The following is a 19567-nucleotide window of genomic DNA, read 5'->3' as shown; positions in this document are numbered from 1 at the left end:
CAAATTGACGGATACGTTTTTAGAGAGATAACTTTTAAAGTGTTTCTAAGAGTTCTTGCATCTGAACATCATCTGGAACGAGTTTTAAATAGGCTTCAGCTTGTATCTTGGCCTCTTCAAAATATCCTAATTCACGCAGGAGATAAGTATATTGCTCTAAAAACTCGGGATTGTCCTTGAGGTCAGATGACAGTTCTTGATAGAGCTCATAGGCCTTATCTAAATCCTCGATTTCCTGGTAAGAGCGTGCAATCATCCACTTGGTCAAGAGGTTTTCAGGTTCTTGACTTTGGAGAGCAATGATATCTTCATACCGCTCTTGTTCCATATAAATGGTTGCGAGGCGAAGAAAAATTTCTTCTGTATCCTCTGCATCTTCTTTAGCAGTAAGGAGAAACTGCTCTGCAGCACTAGGATCATGCAATTCATACGAAAACTGAGAAGCAGCTAGCAAGAGACGGGTTTCAAATGGATTTTTCTGCAGTCCTTTTTTAACGATACGAAGGGCCTCTTCCACCTGATGTTCCTTATGCAAGGCTTGACTATAACCATACTCATATCCTTCAAAATCTGGTGAAATGGTATCAATCTGCTTAAAGTAAAGAACAGATTTTTGATACTCTTCTTGATCAAAGTAAAGACTAGCCAGTTCAAAGGCAGTTTGGTCATCGTATTCTAATTCTAAAGCTTTTTCTAAGAATTCAGTTGCAGCTTCAAACTTACCTAACTGGGCATAAGCATAACCAATTCGTTGATAGGTTGAGACACCCGTTTGCTCATAGATAGAGCGATTGTCTAACTGAGCATAGCCCTGAATGGCTTCCTGATAATTCCCTAACTCGCTATCCAACTCAGCCAAACCAAAAACTAATAAGGAATCGTCTGAGTAGTTTAGGGCTTCCAGTAACTTTTCACGCGCTACATCTGTCAATCCTTCCAACTGATAGAGGTCTGCCTTCAAGGCCAAGGCCGATACATACCAGTCACTTTCGGAAGTGATTTCCTCAAGGTAAGCAAAGGCTTCCTCAACATTGCCATCCTCGCTAGCAATGCTAGCTAAGTTCAGATTCACTTCTGGAAATTCTGTAACGATATGTTGGTAAATTTCTTTTGCTTGAGGATAAAAGCCAATTCCCTCTAGATAGCTTGCTAGTTCGTAAAGAACTTCACTTGAATCTGTTTCGAGGGCTTTGTGATAATACTGATCCGCCTTGGTTAAATCCTGTTCATCCAGAGCCTGGATCATGCGTTGACTATTGTTCACTCTTGATTTCCTCCCCTTCTTCTTCATACAGACCGCTGACTTTTTTATACCAGTTAAAGATAGCTGAGATAACGACCTTGGCAGAAGCATAGACAGGAATTCCCAGCAAGACTCCCCAAATACCAAACATAGAACCTGAAGTTAGGAGAACAAAGAGGACATTGATCGGATGGATGTTTAGCTGACTACCTAAAATAAGCGGAGAAACGAAGCGACCTTCAATCGTTTGTTCAACAATAAAGACAATAATCACTTTCAAAAGCATAACAGGTCCTGCAATCAAGCCCAAAACCAAAGCAGGCAACATCGCTAGAAAACTACCTAGATAAGGTACTAGATTGAGGATACCAGCCGTAATCCCAAGAGTCACAGCATATCTGAGACCAATGATCTTAAAGAAGATAATAAACATAATTGCCACGATAATAGCAACAGTAACCTGCCCTCTAACATAGTTTGATAACTGTTTATTAACATCTGACAAAACTTGTCCGACAGGTTCTTTTAACTTGTTTGGGATGAATTTAGTTAGGTAATCCCGCAAGCCTTTTCCATCTCTCAAAAGATAAAAGAGCATGAAGGGTACGATAATAACCGCTACAATGACCTGGGAAACACTACTGATAAAGGCGCTGACCCAGTTAACGGCTTGAGAAGAGATTTTGCTGGCCCACAGGGTAGCTTCACTAGAAACATTGGAAAGAACCTGCTCCAACTGTGGTCTAAAATCATCTGGCAAACGTTTGGTTACAAGATCATTGATGACACGGTCAGCATCTTCGAGGTATGTCGGTACATTTTTCGCAAAAGTTAAGACTTGGCGTTGGAGATTTGGAATTGCGACTGCCAGACCCCAAATGATAAAAAGTCCAATGATGACAAATACAATACTGATGGCAAGTACACGATTGATCTTGTGTTTCTCCATCCAGTCAACAATCGGATTGAGGAGGTAATAAAGTAAACCAGATAAAATAACTGGCAACATGACAACTCCTAGAAAATCCAAAACCGGTAAAAAGATAAAACTAATCTTACTTAGAATGAAAAGATTCAAGCCCAGTAACAAGGTCACTAAGAATACAGTAATAGCTTTATTATCTAAAAACCACTTAAAAAACCAAGATAGGCTAAAATGTTTCTCTTTATGTTCCATAAATACATCCTTTCTGTCATTCTCTCATTATACCATTTTTAGACTAAAATAACTCTTTTTTAAAGTGCTTACATAGATAGACAAAAAGAAAAATCTCCTCAATTGAGGAGATTTATTTAATCTTTAATATGACTTGATAGTTGTTTTTGGTATTCTTCGTTTGATTTTGCTTTTTCTTCAGCAAATTTCTTGCGAAATTCTTCCATTTCTTTACTTGTCACAATCTTATCTTGAATCTTCAGATATTTATAACTGTTTTCGCCTGTTTTATCGCCGACCCAACCATCTGCTCCTGTTCCTGGAACTTTCTTTGTAACAAGCATTTGGGCACCGTCTGAGTGTACAGGAATAACTAGAGCACTATCTGTCAACCATGCTTGAGCTTTAGCATATTTTGAATAGCGTTTTTCGAGATCTGTTTTCTCACTGTTAGCATCATCAAGTAATTCTTTGTATTTATCCAATCCTACTGCCTTAATGGCTGAACTATCTGATCCTGGTGCAATACCAAGTGCTCCAAGAAGTGTTGGTCCAGATGTTGGATCAAATGTATCAAGATAGGTTGATGGATCTGCATAGTCTGGGCTCCATCCACTGTTCGGATTGATATCCCAGTCGATATTGTCTTTTGAAGTTGCAAGAACGGTCATACTTCCCAATTCATCATCAGAAACTTGTTGGATATCAACCACCACATTCTCAACTCCAAGAGCTTCCTCTATTGATTGTTTATACGATTGAGCTTGACGTACAAAATCTGTTTGAGTAGAGGAAACTGGCAAGTCCAAATGAATAGGGAACTGAACACCGTCGGCTTGAAGAGTTTTCTTAGCCGCTTCAAGTTTGGTTTTAGCTTTCTCTACATTATGAAGTGAATCTTGTGCATCATCTAGGCTAACATCGCTCCAAGCAGTATCCAACTTGTCAAGTTCTGCTTTTGTTACTTGACCAAAAGATTGATCTCCAATTTGAACAAACGTTGGAGGTGTAAAGCTAGTACGTAATTTACGAGGGGCAACTTCATCACCAAATACTTGAGAGACAGCAGCCTTACGATCTGCTCCAAAAGCCAAAGCTTGGCGGAAATCTTTGTTCAACAAAGCTTTCTTAGTAGATGTCTTTTCTTCGTCCGTTGTTTTAGAAGTATGGTTATAGGCTACACGGTCAATATTAGTTGAAATGTAGTAGCTACCTCCTCTTTGTTGACCATACACAATGTTGTCTTTATATTTTTCTTTGAATCGCTCATAGTTTGCAGAATTCTTAAAGAGGGGAGCTGCTGGGTAGTGGCCTTCATCAAAACCACGACCAAGAGAGTCTGCATCTTGACCATCAAAGAAGGTCAATTTTATATCATCAATAAAGACATTTCCTTTATCCCAATAGTTTTGGTTTTTTGTCATCTCGATTGAAGATTTCGATGTGAGACCTTTCAGAAGGTAAGGACCATTGTATAGAATACTTGTAACATCAGTAGGTTTACCAAAATTATCCCCCTTAGAGGCTAAAAAGTCTTCATTGATTGGTGCCAAAACACCCATCGTTGTCTTGGAATTCCAGAAAGATTCAGGATTATTAAGCGTATAAACAAGAGTATAATCATCTGTCGCCTTAATTCCAACAGTAGAAAAATCATTTGTTTTCCCGTTAATATAATCATCTAACCCTTTGATTGAATCCTGTACGAGATAGAGGGCTTGTGATTTCTTAGCGACAGCATGTTTCAAACCTGTCACGAAATCCTGAGCCTTTACTTCACCATATTCCTCGCCTTCATTAGTGTACCACTTAATCCCTTTCCGGATTTTATAGGTGTAAGTCAAACCATCTTTAGAAACACTCCAGTCCTCTGCTACAGACGGCACAAGATTTCCCTATTGGTCATTCTCAAGCAAACCATCGATGACATTCCCAGTCACCTGTTTGGTACTGGAATTTCCAGAAACTGTATAGTCCAAAGTTGCAGGATCCGATGAGAAGACATAAGTATAAGTCACAGGTTGGTTGGCGTTTTTACCACCAGACGAACAAGCTGCTAGTAGTGCTGATGACAACACTGCTACTGCAGCCGTTAGAAAAATACGTTTTTTCATAAGACACTCCTTTAAATCAAATATATCATTATTATATCACTTTGATTTTTGAAAGCAAGGTAAAAACTAAATAAATCTCCCTAAGATGTTTTCTGTAATTTTCAAAAAATGATGAAAGTCAGTTAAGAATTTCATTTTGTGGTATAATGAACTTATCATTATTAAGAGGTATGGACATGAAAGAAACTGTTTATTTTGGAACTTACACTCGTCGCTTATCTAAAGGGATTTACAAAGCTGATTTTAATACAGAAACAGGCCAGCTTGCAAATCTTGAACTCTTTGCTGCTGAACCAAGTCCGACCTACCTTGCCTTTGACCAACAGCAACACTTATACACCGTAGGGAGCCAGGATGGCTTGGGTGGAATCGCTGCTTACAAGACCGACGGCACTTTGTTAAATCATGTGGTGGAAGAAGGCGCTCCTCATTGTTATGTGGCAGTAGATGAAAAACGTGGTTTCGTTTATGGGGCCAACTATCATAAAGGTCAAGTTCTAGTTTATAAACGTCAATCGGATGGTAGCCTCATCCAAACAGATCTAGATCAGCATAGCGGACAAGGTCCTCATGAAAACCAATCTTCCCCACATGTACACTTTACGGATCTAACACCTGACCAGTATCTCGTCACATGTGATCTAGGAACGGATGAAGTAACGACTTACGATGTTAGCCCAGAGGGAAAACTAAGTAAACTCTACACTTATAACAGCCAAGCTGGAGCAGGTGCTCGCCACATCGTTTTCCATCATCATTATAAGATTGCCTACCTCATCTGTGAACTCAACAGTACCATTGAAGTATTGATTTACGATGGTGTTGGTGAATTTGAACGCATGCAAGTCATTTCGACTTTGCCAGATGGATATGAGGAATTTAATGCTACTGCTGCCATTCGTCTTTCAAAAGACGGCAAATACCTCTATGCATCCAACCGAGGTCATGATTCCATTGCTGTATTTAGCATCCTAGCTGATGGTAGTTTGGAATTATTAGAGATTGTTCCAAGTCATGGTAAAACACCACGTGATTTCGACCTAACTCCTGACCAAGAATTTCTAATTGCAGTTCACCAAGATTCAGATAATGCAACCGTCTTTAAACGTAATCCTAAAACTGGTCGATTAGCTGAGCTTTCTAACGATTTCCGAGTTCCCGAAGCCGTTTGCATCACATTTAAACATTAATGTAAAATAAAAATGAACTTGCTTAAGCAAGTTCATTTTTATTTTATAATTTATTTCCGACATTGATACGGTTAATGGCACGTTGCAAAGCAACCTTAGCTCGCCGTTCTTGGTCAATCAAGTGTTTATCTTGTGCTTCTTCAATCTCACGTTCAGCACGAAGTTTAGCACGTTGGGCACGGCTAATATCGATATCACGAGCACGTTCTGCTGAGTCTGCTACAATAGTAATGATGTCATTGGCAATCTCGATAATTCCTCCGTTCACTGCAATCCAGTTCACATGAGTATCGTCATCAATTCGTTTTACCTTTACTTCATCAACCGCTAAAACCGCAATCATATTTTCATGTCGTGGCAAGATCCCCATCTCACCATCCAGAGTTCGTACCGATACAAAGCTGGCATGGTGATCATAGACGAGGCCATCTGGTGTCACGATCTGGACAGTTAAATGAGCCATAGATCACCTCTTAAAATCCCATTTTCTCAGCTTTTGCAATCACATCTTCGATTGAACCAACACCACGGAAGGCATCTTCTGGTAGATGATCATGTTTTCCTTCAAGGATTTCCTTAAAGCCGCGAACTGTTTCCGCTACTGGTACATAAGAACCAGGTTGACCAGTAAATTGTTCGGCAACGTTGAAGTTTTGAGACAAGAAGAACTGGATACGACGGGCACGAGCAACCAAAGTCTTTTCTTCATCAGAGAGTTCATCCATACCAAGGATAGCAATGATATCTTGCAATTCATGGTAACGTTGAAGGACACGCTTGACTTCAGCAGCAACTGCATAGTGCTCCTCACCAACAATCTCAGGTGCCAAGGCACGAGAGCTTGAAGCAAGTGGGTCAACGGCTGGGTAAATCCCCAACTGTACCAACTTACGTTCCAAGTTAGTTGTTGAATCCAAGTGAGCGAAGGCCGTTGCTGGCGCAGGGTCAGTATAGTCATCCGCTGGCACATAGATAGCCTGGATAGAAGTTACAGAACCCTTCTTAGTTGAAGTGATACGCTCTTGCAATTGACCCATTTCCGTAGCAAGGGTTGGTTGGTAACCAACGGCTGAAGGCATCCGACCCAAAAGGGCAGATACTTCTGAACCAGCTTGAGTAAAACGGAAGATATTATCGATAAAGAGAAGCACATCTTGGCCTTCTACATCACGGAAGTATTCAGCGATTGTCAAGCCAGTAAGGGCAACACGCATACGTGCTCCAGGTGGTTCATTCATCTGACCAAATACCATGGCTGTTTTCTCGATAACACCTGATTCCTTCATTTCCCAGTAAAGGTCGTTCCCTTCACGAGTACGTTCCCCAACACCGGTAAATACTGAAATACCACCGTGTTCTTGGGCAATATTGTGAATCAATTCTTGAATCAAGACGGTTTTACCAACTCCGGCACCACCGAAAAGTCCAACTTTACCACCTTTTAGGTAAGGGGCAAGAAGGTCGATAACCTTGATCCCTGTTTCCAAGATTTCAGATGAAGTAGACAATTCATCAAAAGTTGGAGCTTTCTTATGAATCGGCTGACGCTCAGCGTCTTCAGCGAAAGGAGCATCCAAGTCAATGGTATCTCCCAAAACATTGAAGACACGTCCCAAAGTTTCTTTACCTACTGGCACAGAGATTGGACGGCCTGTGTCCAAAACTTCCATTCCACGAGTCAAACCATCTGTTGATTCCATGGCGATCGTACGAACCATACCATCACCCAACTCCAAGGCTACTTCAAGGACGATTTTTGTTTTTCTTTCGTCATTTTTGTAGACGACAAGTGCATTATTAATCTCAGGAAGTGTTTCCCCTGCTGCGAACAAGACGTCGACAACGGGTCCAATAACCTGAGCAATTTTACCTGAACTCATCTCCTTCTCCTATTCTATATAAGATACTGTCGGTTCCTAGTTCACCTAGGGCCTAAGTTCATTTTGATATGAGGGAGGCAAAGCCTTATTCTAAGGCACTAGCCCCCGCTACAATTTCTGTAATTTCTTGTGTAATCGCCGCCTGTCTGGCACGGTTATACTGGATTGTCAAATCATTGATGACTTTCTTGGCATTATCAGTCGCCGTTTGCATGGCTGTCATACCTGCAGCATTCTCAGCTGTCTTGGCATCGATGATAGCCCCGTATATCATACTTTCTGCAAACTGAGGTAACAACTGCTCTAGAATCTCATCACGACTCGTTTCCAACTCAAATGTCAAGCTATACTCTTCATCCGCTTCATTTGGATCTAAGTCAACAATCGGCAGCATTTGTTCCACACGCATTTGACTTGTGAGAGTATTGACATGATGATTGTAGCAGACGTATAATTCATCAAAAAGTTCATTTTGATACATTTCAATCGTTTTTGAAATAATTTTACGAACTTCATCAAAACTTGGTTGGTCAGCCAAGCCACGTAGTTCATAGATTGGTTGAATGCCACGAGCCTTAAAGAAATCAGCTCCCATACCACCAATACAGATTATCTCAAAACCTGTACCATCTGGATGGTATTCTTCTTTCAGCTCCATCACAGCTTTAAGGATGGAAGCATTATAACCTCCAACCAAGCCACGGTCTGAAGTAATAACGATATAGCCTGTTTTCTTAACTGGGCGACTAATGAGCATCGGATTGGTAGAACCACCAGATCCGTTACCATGCAGAATATCCGTCAAAAGCTTACGAACCTTCTGAGCATAAACTTGAAAGTTGCGTGCTGCTTCTTCAGAGCGACCTAACTTGGCAGCCGATACCATTTGCATGGCATTGGTGATTTGACTAGTATTTTTTGTTGAGGCGATTTTTGTTTTAATATCATTTAGAGATACTGCCATTTGACACCTCTATTCTTATTGGAAGCTGGATTGATTGAGAAACTCTGTAATCGCAGCATCCAAGACTGCTTCTTCTGGCAAGTCTTTTGTTTCACGAATAGTTTCCAAAATCTCTGGATGTTGTGCATCAAAGAAATCATGAAACTCTTCCTCAAAACGAACAATGTCATCTACAGGAATCGTATCCAAGAAACCATGTGTCAAAGCATAAAGAATGGTTACTTGTTTCTCAACAGGTAATGGTTTATGAACTGGTTGTTTCAGAACTTCAACGGTACGACGTCCACGATTTAACTTAGCTTGAGTAGCCGCATCCAAATCAGAACCAAACTTAGTGAAGGCTTCCAACTCACGATATGAAGCAAGGTCGATACGAAGTGTACCAGCAACCTTCTTCATAGCTTTGATTTGTGCAGAACCACCTACACGGGATACAGATGAACCCGCATCGATAGCTGGACGAATACCCGCATTGAAGAGACCATCGCCAAGGAAGATTTGACCATCTGTGATTGAAATCACGTTGGTTGCGATATAAGCAGAGATATCTCCTGCTTGTGTCTCGATAAATGGTAGAGCTGTGATTGAACCACCACCAAGTTCATCAGAAACCTTAGCTGAACGCTCAAGCAAACGGCTATGAAGGTAGAAAACATCCCCAGGGAAGGCTTCACGACCTGGTGGACGACGAAGCAAGAGAGAGAGTTCACGATAAGCGACCGCTTGTTTTGAAAGATCATCATAAACGATCAAAACATGCTTCCCTTGGTACATAAACTCTTCTGCCATAGCAACCCCAGCATAAGGAGCTAGGAAGAGCAATGGAGAAGGTTGTGAAGCAGAAGCTGTCACAACGATTGTGTAGTCCAAGGCACCGTACTGACGAAGTGTTTCAACTTGCGTACGAACAGTTGACTCTTTTTGCCCAATCGCTACATAGATACAGATCATATCTTGACCTTTTTGGTTCAAAATAGCATCAATAGCGATGGTTGTTTTCCCTGTCTGACGGTCACCGATAATCAACTCACGTTGACCACGACCAATCGGAACAAGGGCATCAATAGCTTTCAAACCTGTTTGCAATGGTTCTGATACAGACTTACGTTGCATAACGCCAGGAGCCGGCGCTTCTACTGGACGAGACTTATCAGTATGGATTTCTCCAAGACCGTCAACTGGACGACCAAGTGGATCCACAACACGTCCAATAAGGCTCTCACCAACAGGAACTTCCATGATTTTACCTGTACGGCGAATGGTATCGCCTTCACGAATATCTGTAAAGTCACCTAGGATGATAATCCCAACGTCTGTTGACTCCAAGTTCTGCGCCATCCCATAAGAGCCGTTTTCAAAAATCAACAGCTCCCCACTCATGGCATTTTCAAGGCCGTGAGCACGCGCAATTCCGTCCCCGATATAGGTTACAACACCTGTTTCAGATACATCAAAATTGGGTTTGAAATTTTCAATTTGTTGCTTAATTAAAGCGCTGATTTCTTGTGCGTTAATTGCCAAAAGAACACCACTTTCTATTTCAAATTTTCTTTAACAACTCGAAGTTGTTGTTTAATACTCACGTCAATTGTCTTGTGATTAGCAAAAATGACAAAACCACCAATGAGTCCTTCATCAATTTGTTCTTTGACGCTCCGCACTTTCAGAGACATTTTTTTCTCTATCAATGGGAGCAGACGTTCCTTCTGTTCATCTGTTAAAGGATGGGCTGAAGAAATCGTGACAACAAAACGATTGGTCTCTTTTTCAAGGCGATTCAAACAATCTGCAATTACTTCATAAAAAAGATTTGCTCTGTGATTGTAAACCAGAACTTGAATAAAGTTTTGCATTAAAGGTGACACAGAGTCTTGAAAGAAACGAACTGTTTTTTCCTTATCTGACTCATCAACTGCCACCTGAGCTAAAAAAGAGGGTAAGCCCGCTTCTTCTGCGACTTGCTTGATTTGATCCAAGTCTGAAAAAATCCGGTCCTCTTCTCCTTTTTCAATCACTAATTGGACAAAAGGCATGCTGTATTTTTCAATTACCTTTGCTGTTTTCTTGTCCATTAGGCTTCTCCTAGCTGATCGATATACTGATCAATGAGTTCCTTATGGGCATGACTGTCAAGGTTTTGTGAGATGATTTTTCCAGCTAAACTAACTGTCAAATCTGCTACCTCACCTTTAACGCTTTGTAAAGCCTCAGCTTTGTTTTGCGCAATTTCTTGGTTAGCTTTTTCTTTCAAGCGACCAGCTTCTAGCTTAGCTTCAGCCAGAATATCTGATTTGCTCTTTTCAGCTGTCTCCTTAGCATTCTCGATGATAGTTTTAGCTTCGCTACGGCTTCCTGCTAATTCATCTTCACGCTTTTGAGCAAGAGTTTCTGCTTTTTGACGAGCTTGTTCAGCACCATCAATATCAGCAGCAATCTTTTCGGCGCGTTCTTCGAAGACACTTGTCAAGTTTGACCATGCGTATTTTTTGACTAAGACGATCAAAAGGATAAAAGAGCCAGCAATTAAAATAAAGTTACCAATCAATTCACCTACTGTTACGTGCATCATTTACTCCTTTCTACTCTTCATCATTAATTTTATTTCCTAGATACATTGAAGACAAGACTGTGAATACATAGGCCTGAACACAGGAAATAAACACAGAGAATGCCGTCCAGACAAGATTGGTAACAAATGCGACTGGATACCAATAAAGAGCCTGATGAGAAAGAGTAATAAGCAAGCTTGCCATCACTTCTCCGGCAAAGATATTCCCGAACACCCGCAAAGCAAGTGATAGGAAATTCGTGACTTCTTCAAGGAGATTCATCGGTGTCATAAAACCTGGGGTTACAAAGCCTTTCAGATACTTTTTAACACCACGGCGACGAATTCCTTCTATATGGGTCATCAGGATAATTCCAAATGACAAAGCCAAGTCAAACTGGAGATTTGCAGTTGGCGATGTCCAAAGGTTTGTCCCATCTGTAGTTTGAAGTTTCGCCATCAAACCAAGATTGTTTGCGATAACCATAAAAAGAAATAAACACAAGTAAAAGAGTGAGTAATCTTTCATGTACCGAGAACCTACGTTGGGTTCTGTAAATCCGACTACAAAGTCATAGAGATACTCTAGTACATTTTGCTTTCCTTTGGGTTTCACAGTCATATTACGACTTGCCCAATAGATAAAGCCAAAAATCAGTGCCACAGACAACAAAGTCAATGCTGTCAAGGTTAAATCAAAGGTAACAGGACCAATATTGATGGTTGGATTGATACTTTCTTCCATCTAGAATCCTCCCTTTTCCATTTTATACTTCTCTTTATTTGATGATAAATGAAAATACGAGAGTTACAAAGAATGTTCCTTCGATAAAGGCAATCCCCATGATCATCAAACTACGCAATTGTGGGATGATGTCTGGTTGGCGTGCTGCAGACTTGAACAAACCGTTCATCAAAAATCCTTCTGCAAGAGATACACCCATACAGGCAAGACATAGACCGAAAAATGTTAAATTCATGATGAATTCTCCTTTTATTTAAAATTTACTTACTTAGTTTAGTCCTAAAATTTGTTTTTGTCAACTTTTTACTTACGTTGGAAGCGTTTCAGATGATTTATTTTTATTTTTGCTATTTTTATACCACTGTATAGATAAGTTTCTCATTTTATGATGAAATGTGTTTCCACTTTCTCTATATTTTCCGAAATAAATTGAAAAATCCAAGTTTAGAACTTGGATAGATTCATTTTATTTGAAATAGTAGGAATAGTGTTGTTTACACCCTGGATTAAATGGAGATTTGCAATAAGGGCAGGCTATTTGTTTTTGATATTCTTGAAATGTTATTGTCCTCATACAAGCCCCACATAAAATCGGTCGATCCTCCGCAAGCGTCAAGGGGTAAGGTGAAAACAAATGCGTTTCTATAGCATTGTGGCACTGATAGCAAGCATAGTATTTTTTACACTCATAGCACTGGAGGGAAATAATATCCTTTTCACCATGATAGTGAACACATCTGCTTTCATTATCTACCAACAATCCTTGCACTTGAATCATTCACTTTTCCTTATCTAGGCACGAACTGTGACACTTGTCCCGTCTTCCTTATAGAGATTGATAAGACCTTCTTTGAGAGCTCGAACCATATCCCCAGCTTGCACAGGTTGAGGAACCTTAATGGTCAAGAGTTCCATTGGATTTGGAGCACGGTCGATTTTATTGCCTTTAGAATCGTGAAGATTTTCGATATAGGTTTCAAAATGACGGAAACCTGGTCCATAAAACTCAACTTGATCTCCTTCATTGATAACATTCCGTTGACGAATGGTTGCTGTCTGGGTTGCATCATCATAAGAAACCACCTCAGCGACAAACTTATACTCAGGAATCTTACGGCGAGCACCAAATAACTGCTCATTCTCAGATGGTGTACCATAGTAGAATCCTGTCGCTAATTCACGCTGGGCAACCTTCCACATCTCGTCCACCAAGTCCTGTTTGATGGATTCAAACTTTTCAGGGCTTTCGAGATAAGCATCCACAGCTGCCTTGTAGCAGTTTGTTACTGTTGAAACATAGTGAATAGACTTCATACGACCTTCGATTTTTAGACTATCTACACCATTTTCAATCATATCTGGAATATGGTCAATCATGGACATGTCAACGGCTGACATTGAAAATTCTTCTGGAATTTCACCTTTAAGACTCTTACGTTCTTGACCAAAAGGCATGTCGTAAAGGTCGTATTTCCAACGGCAAGACTGAGAACAGCCCCCACGGTTGGCATCACGCATACTCATGTGGTTTGAGAGAGTGCAGCGTCCTGAGTAGGAAATACACATGGCTCCATGGACAAAGGCTTCAATTTCTACATCTGTACGTTTGCGAATTTCTGCCAATTCTTCCATTGAAACCTCACGGGCCAAAACCACACGTGTCAATCCTAGTTCTTTCCAGAACTCAAGCGTTTCATAGTTCGTCGCACTGGCTTGAGTAGAGAGGTGAATTTCAAGACCTGGCGCTTCAGTTGCTGCAATCATGATCAAGGCCGGATCTGACACGATAACTGCCGCAATCCCAATGTCTCGCAACTTACGGAACCACTCGCCAGCCCCAGCTTCGTTTCCTTCGTGCATAACCATGTTGGCAGCTACATAGACCTTGGCACCATACTTGGCAGCGAACTGCACACCTTCTTCCATCTGTTCAAAGGTGAAGTTTCCCGCACGGCTTCGAAGACCATAGGCTTGTCCACCGATAAAGACAGCATCTGCACCATATTGAACAGCTACTTTCAGCTTTTCTAAAGTTCCTGCAGGTGATAAAACCTCAGGACGTTTTAATGTTTTTGTCATTTTTTCTCCTATTTGCAATATAAAAGTTTGACGTTTTTCCTTCTCATTTTATAGTAAATAATGAATAAAATCAAGCCTAGGCAAATTGTTTTGACAATTCTAATCTTCTTAGAAACGAAAAACTAGTCTTCTGAGACTAGTTGTTTTCAAGATAAAATTCAAAACGTTCACCCACATACTGACTCTTGACATATTCAAAAGCTGTCCCATCATCGAGATAGGAAACCTGAGTCAAGGCTAAAATGGCATGCCCTTTTTCAACTTCTAAGTAATGAGCAATCTTTTCTTTAGCCAATCTCGCATAAATAGTCTGTTGGGATTTGCCAATCCGGTAGCCATGCTGCTGCAAGGTCTGAAAGAAATGACTGGTTACTTCTTCTTTTTTAAAATTCTTAATAAACTTTTCTGGAATCGAAGCCACTTCATAAACAAGCGGAACTTGATCAGCGTAACGCACTCGTTCCATACGGATGATATTTTCAGTTGGTGAAATACCTAGCTTTGCCACTTCCTGCTCGTTGGGAATGGTTCTCCTATAGGAAATCAACTGACTAGAAGGAACTTTCCCTTGAGCTTTGACAATCTCCGTAAAACTAGTGGTTCCACGCATTTTTTCTTGAACTCGAGTGCTAGAAACAAAGGTTCCGCTTCCTACACGACGCTCCAAAACTCCCTCCTCAACCAAGAGAGAGATGGCTTGTCGCAAGGTCATCCGGCTAACTTGAAACTGGTCTGCAAGATCCCGTTCACTTGGAAGCCTTTCTCCTATCATCCAACAATGCTCGTCAATATCTTTTTTTATCTGATCGTGGATTTTCATATAAGCTGGTAACATGCTTTTCACTTCTTTTCTTTATTTTCTCTATTGTACCGTATTTAATTAGGAAAAGTCAAACTTTGCCTTGTTTAGTTGGTAATTCGCTCTCATTTATGATAAAATATTGAAAAAGATATTTCTTTTGAGAAAGGAAAAAGATGAGCAACATTTCAACTGATTTGCAAGATGTCGAAAAAATCATCGTACTAGACTATGGTAGCCAATACAACCAGCTAATTTCACGCCGTATCCGTGAAATTGGTGTTTTTTCAGAGTTAAAAAGCCATAAAATCTCAGCTGCAGAGGTTCGTGCCATTAACCCTGTAGGGATCATTCTCTCAGGTGGACCAAATTCTGTTTATGAAGAGGGTTCATTTGATATTGATCCAGAAATTTTTGAACTTGGTATTCCAATTTTGGGAATCTGTTATGGTATGCAGTTATTGACGCATAAACTTGGAGGTAAGGTTGTTCCTGCAGGTGATGCTGGAAACCGCGAGTATGGGCAATCTCCACTTACTCACACTCCTTCTGCCCTCTTTGAAGGTACACCAGAAGAACAGATTGTTTTGATGAGCCATGGTGATGCGGTTACTGAGATTCCTGCTGACTTTGTTCGTACTGGTACTTCTGCTGACTGTCCTTATGCAGCTATTGAAAACCCTGACAAGCACATCTATGGTATCCAATTCCACCCGGAAGTGCGCCATTCTGTATACGGAAATGATATCCTTCGTAACTTTGCCCTTAACATCTGTAAGGCCAAGGGTGACTGGTCAATGGATAACTTCATCGAGATGCAGATTAAAAAAATCCGTGAGACAGTCGGTGATAAACGTGTCCTTCTCGGTCTATCTGGTGGTGTTGACTCTTCTGTCGTCGGTGTTCTTCTTCAAAAAGCAATCGGTGATCAATTGATCTGTATCTTTGTAGACCACGGTCTTCTCCGTAAAGGGGAAGCAGACCAAGTTATGGAGATGCTTGGTGGTAAGTTTGGTTTGAATATCGTCAAAGCAGATGCTGCTAAACGTTTCCTTGATAAACTTTCAGGCGTATCTGATCCAGAGCAAAAACGGAAAATCATCGGTAACGAGTTTGTTTATGTATTTGATGACGAAGCAAGCAAGCTCAAAGATGTAAAATTCCTTGCCCAAGGAACACTTTACACTGACGTGATTGAGTCTGGTACAGATACTGCTCAAACCATCAAATCGCACCACAACGTTGGTGGTCTTCCAGAAGACATGCAATTTGAATTGATTGAACCATTGAACACTCTTTATAAAGACGAAGTCCGTGCCCTCGGTACAGAGCTTGGTATGCCAGACCAGATCGTATGGCGCCAACCATTCCCAGGACCAGGTCTTGCGATCCGTGTTATGGGTGAGATCACTGAGGAAAAACTTGAAACAGTCCGTGAATCAGACGCAATCCTTCGTGAAGAAATCGCTAAAGCAGGACTTGACCGTGATATCTGGCAGTACTTCACTGTCAACACAGGCGTTCGTTCAGTCGGTGTAATGGGTGATGGTCGTACTTACGACTACACCATTGCCATCCGCGCCATCACTTCTATCGATGGTATGACAGCTGATTTCGCGAAAATTCCTTGGGAAGTCCTTCAAAGAATCTCTGTTCGTATCGTTAATGAAGTCGACCACGTTAACCGTATCGTCTACGATATTACAAGTAAACCACCTGCAACCGTTGAGTGGGAGTAGAGTTAGTAAGTTAAAAAGCCCTAGAAATGTTTGTTTCTAGGACTTTTTCTTTCACATTTTTAAAATCGTAAATTTTGAAAGAAAGAACGTTCTCAACTTTCCACTCCTCTTTTTAAATCCCTGAAACCATGCTATAATATAGTAAGCATAAGTCCAATAACCTGACTATAAAAGTCAGCGATAAAGATTTCTTACATCATCCGTAAGTGTTATTCTACTCTGATTCATACTATAATGAAAGTAACAAAAGATGGAGGTGTTTCACATGGAAACCATTTTACGAGTAGAATCATTAAAAAAGCATTATGGGAAAGAGCCCAATATCACAAAAGCCTTGGACGGCATATCTTTTCAAGTTGTAAAAGGCGAGTTCTTAGGAATTATGGGGAGTAGCGGTTCTGGGAAAACAACCCTTCTTAACTGTCTCGCCACAATCATCAAGCCGACTGACGGCTCTATTCAAATGCAAGAAAAAGATTTAGGTCAATTAAAAGGGAGCCAATTAGCAGACTATAGAGGCAAGGAAATTGGCTATCTCTTCCAGAATTTTGAGCTTTTGGACAATCTGACCGCTAAAGAGAATATTTTGCTTCCCTTATCTTTGCACAATGTTGAGGCTAACGAAAGCAAGCTTCGATTAGAATTACTTGCTCAGTATCTGGATATTTCTGAACTTCTGGATAAGTTCCCATCTCAATTATCAGGTGGGCAAAGACAAAGGGTAGCTGCTGCGCGTGCCTTGATTTTAGACCCTAAGATTGTATTTGCAGACGAACCCACAGGAGCTTTAGACTCTAAAAATGCAAGCATTTTGATGCAGAAACTATCTGAAATGAATCAAATAGAAAAGACCACCATTCTCATGGTTACCCACGACTCGGTCGCTGCTAGCTTTTGCAACCGCATCTTGTTTATCCAAGACGGAAAACTATTCCATGAAATCCGACGCGATTATCCAAGAGAAAGTCAAGAAGACTTCTATCACAGAATACTAAAGGTCATGGCTGCCCTGGCTGGAGGTGATGGCAATGTTTTCTAAATTAGTCTCAAGAAATAGCAAGAGAGATCGAAAGAATAATGGTTTGTATTTCAGTTCTATGGTTCTTTCTATTATCTCCTTTTACATCATCCTTTCTTTGTCCCATCAAGATGTGATGATCTTTCTAAAACAAATAGAGAGTGGCGCTGTAAATAAACTCTTTAGCATGATTCCCATTCTTTATGTAGCAACCCTCTTTATCCTCTTTTTTCTAGTTTACTTCGCAAGCAGTATGCATATGGAAAGGAGAAAACATGAATTTGGTGTCTATCTCACACTAGGCATGCGAAGAAGCAAACTGTTCTTGCTGCTCCTACTCGAGGATTTGAGAAACAGTGTCCTTGCTCTTGGAATAGGCCTTCCTATTTCCATCTTGATTTCAGAACTGATTAGTCTAATAACCGCTAAAATTGTGGGACTAGGGATTATTGAGCATCAATTTTCTCTATCTACCACAGCTCTACTCTATACAGTCATCGGCTTCCTAGCCGTCAAATTAGCAGTCTTTGTTCTTTTAAGTGCAAAGACGGCCAATAAAGAAATCGGAAACCTACTATCCTATTCTCCTTCCGGTATGAAGAAAGTTCTACCTAGAGGTATTTATTGGCTTGCTTCTTCCATTGGAATGTTGCTTCTCGGGGCAGCCTATTACTTGGGTATGAGTGGACGAGCTTGGAAGAGTGTCATAACCATGGGCATCACTGTTCTCTTGGGAACTCTAGGAACCATCCTGCTCTTCTTTGGTATGCGTTTATTTATAGACATTTTGGTCAATCGTGGAAGCAATCGAAAACTTCATACCTATAATTTTAGACAGATTCAGGAATTAGTTATCCAGCGCTCAACTATACTGGCCATCTGCTCCCTCTTAATCTTCTCTGCCTTGTGCCTGTTTGGAGCAGGTGTCGCCATTGCAAGTGGCAATTCAGGCAATCAGACCCATGTCTTAGATTATACCTTTAGAGAGAACAAGTTTGAAGCAGACGAAAATCTTGATATAGACACAGTTAAAAAAGAGCTTGAAGCTGCAGGACTAGCTTCACAGTTTTCAAAGATTCTGCAAATCAAAGTCGGTAAACCTAAAGAACACGAGGCCGTAACCTTTGAACAGTTCGTCAAGGTATTGAAAGAGCAAAAAGACAGTAAAAACAAGGAAATCCTAGTCCATAATTTCCAAAAATATATAAGTTGTCACCTTTTGCCACTCTCTGAATACAATGAGCTTAGAAAGGCTGCCAACCTCCCTTCTCTAGAATTAACTAGTAAGGAAGCCTACTTGTATATGGGGAAAGATTTTCTCCCTGATGAGAACTTGGTTAACTCTGTTCTGAAAGAAAACCCTCAAATCAAAGTCATGGGAAATGATATAAAATTGATTGGAGAGGTACAGTCTTTACCAATTGTAACGGACCGTGAAATCACCATCTCTGTAGCTCTCATAGTCCCAGATGAAACCTTTATGAGCTATACTGACAGTAAATACTCAAACTATGTCAGTGGCATCTTGACTCCTGATCTGGTCAAAGAAAAAGGCCTGATGAAAGCTATCACAGATACCAATGAAAAGCTAAATCAAACCACTCTTGGCTATGAAAGCTATATACAAAATATGGGGCGCCAATTATTTTACATTATCTCTGCCAGCTATATTACTATTTATCTGGCAATCATCTTCCTTGTCGTGGCAAATACAATCATTGGCGTGCTATTTTTGATGGGACAAAGACAATCCTACAGACGATACCAAACCTTGATTCATCTTGGCGCCAACTACGAAACTCTTTGTAAATCTTCAGAAAAACAAATCAACTGGTATTTCGGTCTACCAATAGTCATTGCACTTATCAGTAGTAGCTTCGGTGTGAGCTCCCTCCTCACAGGAATAGTACCTGCTAGTGTAAGAATGGACATGGGGCAGAAATTTATCACAGCCATGCTGATCGTACTGCTCTTAGCTGGTTTTGAAGTCATCTATATCAGAATTGTAAAGAAAAATAGTAACAAGTACTTGTTATCCTTAATGGAACCAAAAAGAGAAGAATAAAATTTAAAAAGCGAGGAAAAGGAGGAA

The 19567-nt window shown here is 40.5% G+C and carries 17 protein-coding genes and 1 pseudogene; 4 read left to right on the top strand and 14 right to left on the bottom strand.

Features of this window, described 5'->3' with window-relative positions; all coding sequences use genetic code 11:
- Positions 1-34 precede the first annotated feature (34 nt).
- From ATE34_RS03080 to ATE34_RS03070, 3 genes and pseudogenes are all read right to left on the bottom strand, one after another.
- The gene (locus ATE34_RS03080) at positions 35-1264 is read right to left on the bottom strand and encodes a tetratricopeptide repeat protein (RefSeq protein ID WP_061598466.1); all 1230 of its coding nucleotides are present in this window, start codon (positions 1262-1264) and stop codon (positions 35-37) included.
- Positions 1254-2420: an AI-2E family transporter gene (locus tag ATE34_RS03075; RefSeq protein WP_000400301.1), complete on the bottom strand. Its 1167-nt coding sequence runs from the start codon at positions 2418-2420 to the stop codon at positions 1254-1256. The genes ATE34_RS03080 and ATE34_RS03075 overlap by 11 nt, the downstream gene beginning before the upstream one ends.
- Positions 2421-2536: 116 nt before the next feature.
- Positions 2537-4513: pseudogene (locus ATE34_RS03070) on the bottom strand (peptide ABC transporter substrate-binding protein).
- A gap of 176 nt (positions 4514-4689) precedes the next feature.
- On the opposite strand from ATE34_RS03070, the gene ATE34_RS03065 reads away from it, so the two are divergent.
- Positions 4690-5703 (top strand): lactonase family protein, encoded by a 1014-nt coding sequence (locus ATE34_RS03065; protein WP_084911042.1) that lies wholly within the window; start codon positions 4690-4692, stop codon positions 5701-5703.
- A 43-nt stretch (positions 5704-5746) separates the two neighbouring features.
- On the opposite strand, the gene ATE34_RS03060 is transcribed toward ATE34_RS03065, so the two are convergent.
- The 11 genes from ATE34_RS03060 to ATE34_RS03010 form a co-directional block, all read right to left on the bottom strand.
- The gene (locus ATE34_RS03060) at positions 5747-6166 is read right to left on the bottom strand and encodes a F0F1 ATP synthase subunit epsilon (protein WP_000940837.1); all 420 of its coding nucleotides are present in this window, start codon (positions 6164-6166) and stop codon (positions 5747-5749) included.
- A gap of 10 nt (positions 6167-6176) precedes the next feature.
- Entirely contained in the window at positions 6177-7583 is a 1407-nt protein-coding gene (gene atpD / locus ATE34_RS03055) for a F0F1 ATP synthase subunit beta (RefSeq protein WP_000094371.1), read from the bottom strand.
- An 85-nt stretch (positions 7584-7668) separates the two neighbouring features.
- Positions 7669-8547, bottom strand: a complete 879-nt coding sequence (locus ATE34_RS03050; RefSeq protein ID WP_000301231.1) for a F0F1 ATP synthase subunit gamma — start codon at positions 8545-8547, stop codon at positions 7669-7671.
- A gap of 15 nt (positions 8548-8562) precedes the next feature.
- Positions 8563-10068, bottom strand: a complete 1506-nt coding sequence (gene atpA / locus ATE34_RS03045) for a F0F1 ATP synthase subunit alpha (protein WP_000996624.1) — start codon at positions 10066-10068, stop codon at positions 8563-8565.
- A gap of 14 nt (positions 10069-10082) precedes the next feature.
- The gene (locus tag ATE34_RS03040) at positions 10083-10619 is read right to left on the bottom strand and encodes a F0F1 ATP synthase subunit delta (RefSeq protein ID WP_000358981.1); all 537 of its coding nucleotides are present in this window, start codon (positions 10617-10619) and stop codon (positions 10083-10085) included.
- Positions 10619-11113, bottom strand: coding sequence for a F0F1 ATP synthase subunit B (gene atpF, locus ATE34_RS03035; protein WP_000558540.1), 495 nt, complete (start codon positions 11111-11113; stop codon positions 10619-10621). The genes ATE34_RS03040 and atpF overlap by 1 nt, the downstream gene beginning before the upstream one ends.
- Positions 11114-11126: 13 nt before the next feature.
- Positions 11127-11840, bottom strand: coding sequence for a F0F1 ATP synthase subunit A (gene atpB, locus ATE34_RS03030; protein ID WP_000392856.1), 714 nt, complete (start codon positions 11838-11840; stop codon positions 11127-11129).
- Between the two features lie 34 nt (positions 11841-11874).
- Positions 11875-12075: a F0F1 ATP synthase subunit C gene (locus ATE34_RS03025; RefSeq protein WP_001054552.1), complete on the bottom strand. Its 201-nt coding sequence runs from the start codon at positions 12073-12075 to the stop codon at positions 11875-11877.
- Positions 12076-12306: 231 nt separating this feature from the next.
- Positions 12307-12618 (bottom strand): CHY zinc finger protein, encoded by a 312-nt coding sequence (locus ATE34_RS03020; RefSeq protein ID WP_080566831.1) that lies wholly within the window; start codon positions 12616-12618, stop codon positions 12307-12309.
- A 14-nt stretch (positions 12619-12632) separates the two neighbouring features.
- Positions 12633-13919 carry a peptidase U32 family protein gene (locus ATE34_RS03015; RefSeq protein ID WP_084911041.1) on the bottom strand — a complete coding sequence of 429 codons (1287 nt, stop codon included), beginning with the start codon at positions 13917-13919 and terminating at the stop codon, positions 12633-12635.
- Positions 13920-14055: 136 nt separating this feature from the next.
- A complete protein-coding gene (locus tag ATE34_RS03010; protein ID WP_084911040.1) occupies positions 14056-14754 on the bottom strand; it encodes a GntR family transcriptional regulator in 699 nt (232 codons plus the stop codon).
- 140 nt (positions 14755-14894) lie between these two features.
- On the opposite strand from ATE34_RS03010, the gene guaA reads away from it, so the two are divergent.
- The 3 genes from guaA to ATE34_RS02995 all read left to right on the top strand — a co-directional run bounded on the left by guaA (position 14895) and on the right by ATE34_RS02995 (position 19540).
- Positions 14895-16457 (top strand): glutamine-hydrolyzing GMP synthase, encoded by a 1563-nt coding sequence (gene guaA / locus ATE34_RS03005; protein ID WP_084911039.1) that lies wholly within the window; start codon positions 14895-14897, stop codon positions 16455-16457.
- 265 nt (positions 16458-16722) lie between these two features.
- Positions 16723-17496 carry an ABC transporter ATP-binding protein gene (locus ATE34_RS03000; protein WP_084911038.1) on the top strand — a complete coding sequence of 258 codons (774 nt, stop codon included), beginning with the start codon at positions 16723-16725 and terminating at the stop codon, positions 17494-17496.
- Positions 17486-19540 (top strand): FtsX-like permease family protein, encoded by a 2055-nt coding sequence (locus tag ATE34_RS02995; RefSeq protein WP_084911037.1) that lies wholly within the window; start codon positions 17486-17488, stop codon positions 19538-19540. Before ATE34_RS03000 ends, ATE34_RS02995 begins: the two co-directional genes overlap by 11 nt.
- The last annotated feature ends 27 nt before the right edge of the window (positions 19541-19567 follow it).

It is taken from the genome of Streptococcus oralis subsp. tigurinus, assembly GCF_002093545.1.
Classification (GTDB): domain Bacteria; phylum Bacillota; class Bacilli; order Lactobacillales; family Streptococcaceae; genus Streptococcus; species Streptococcus oralis_C.
Note: the sequence above shows the minus strand (reverse complement) of the source record. Positions and strands in the feature narration are given on the sequence as shown.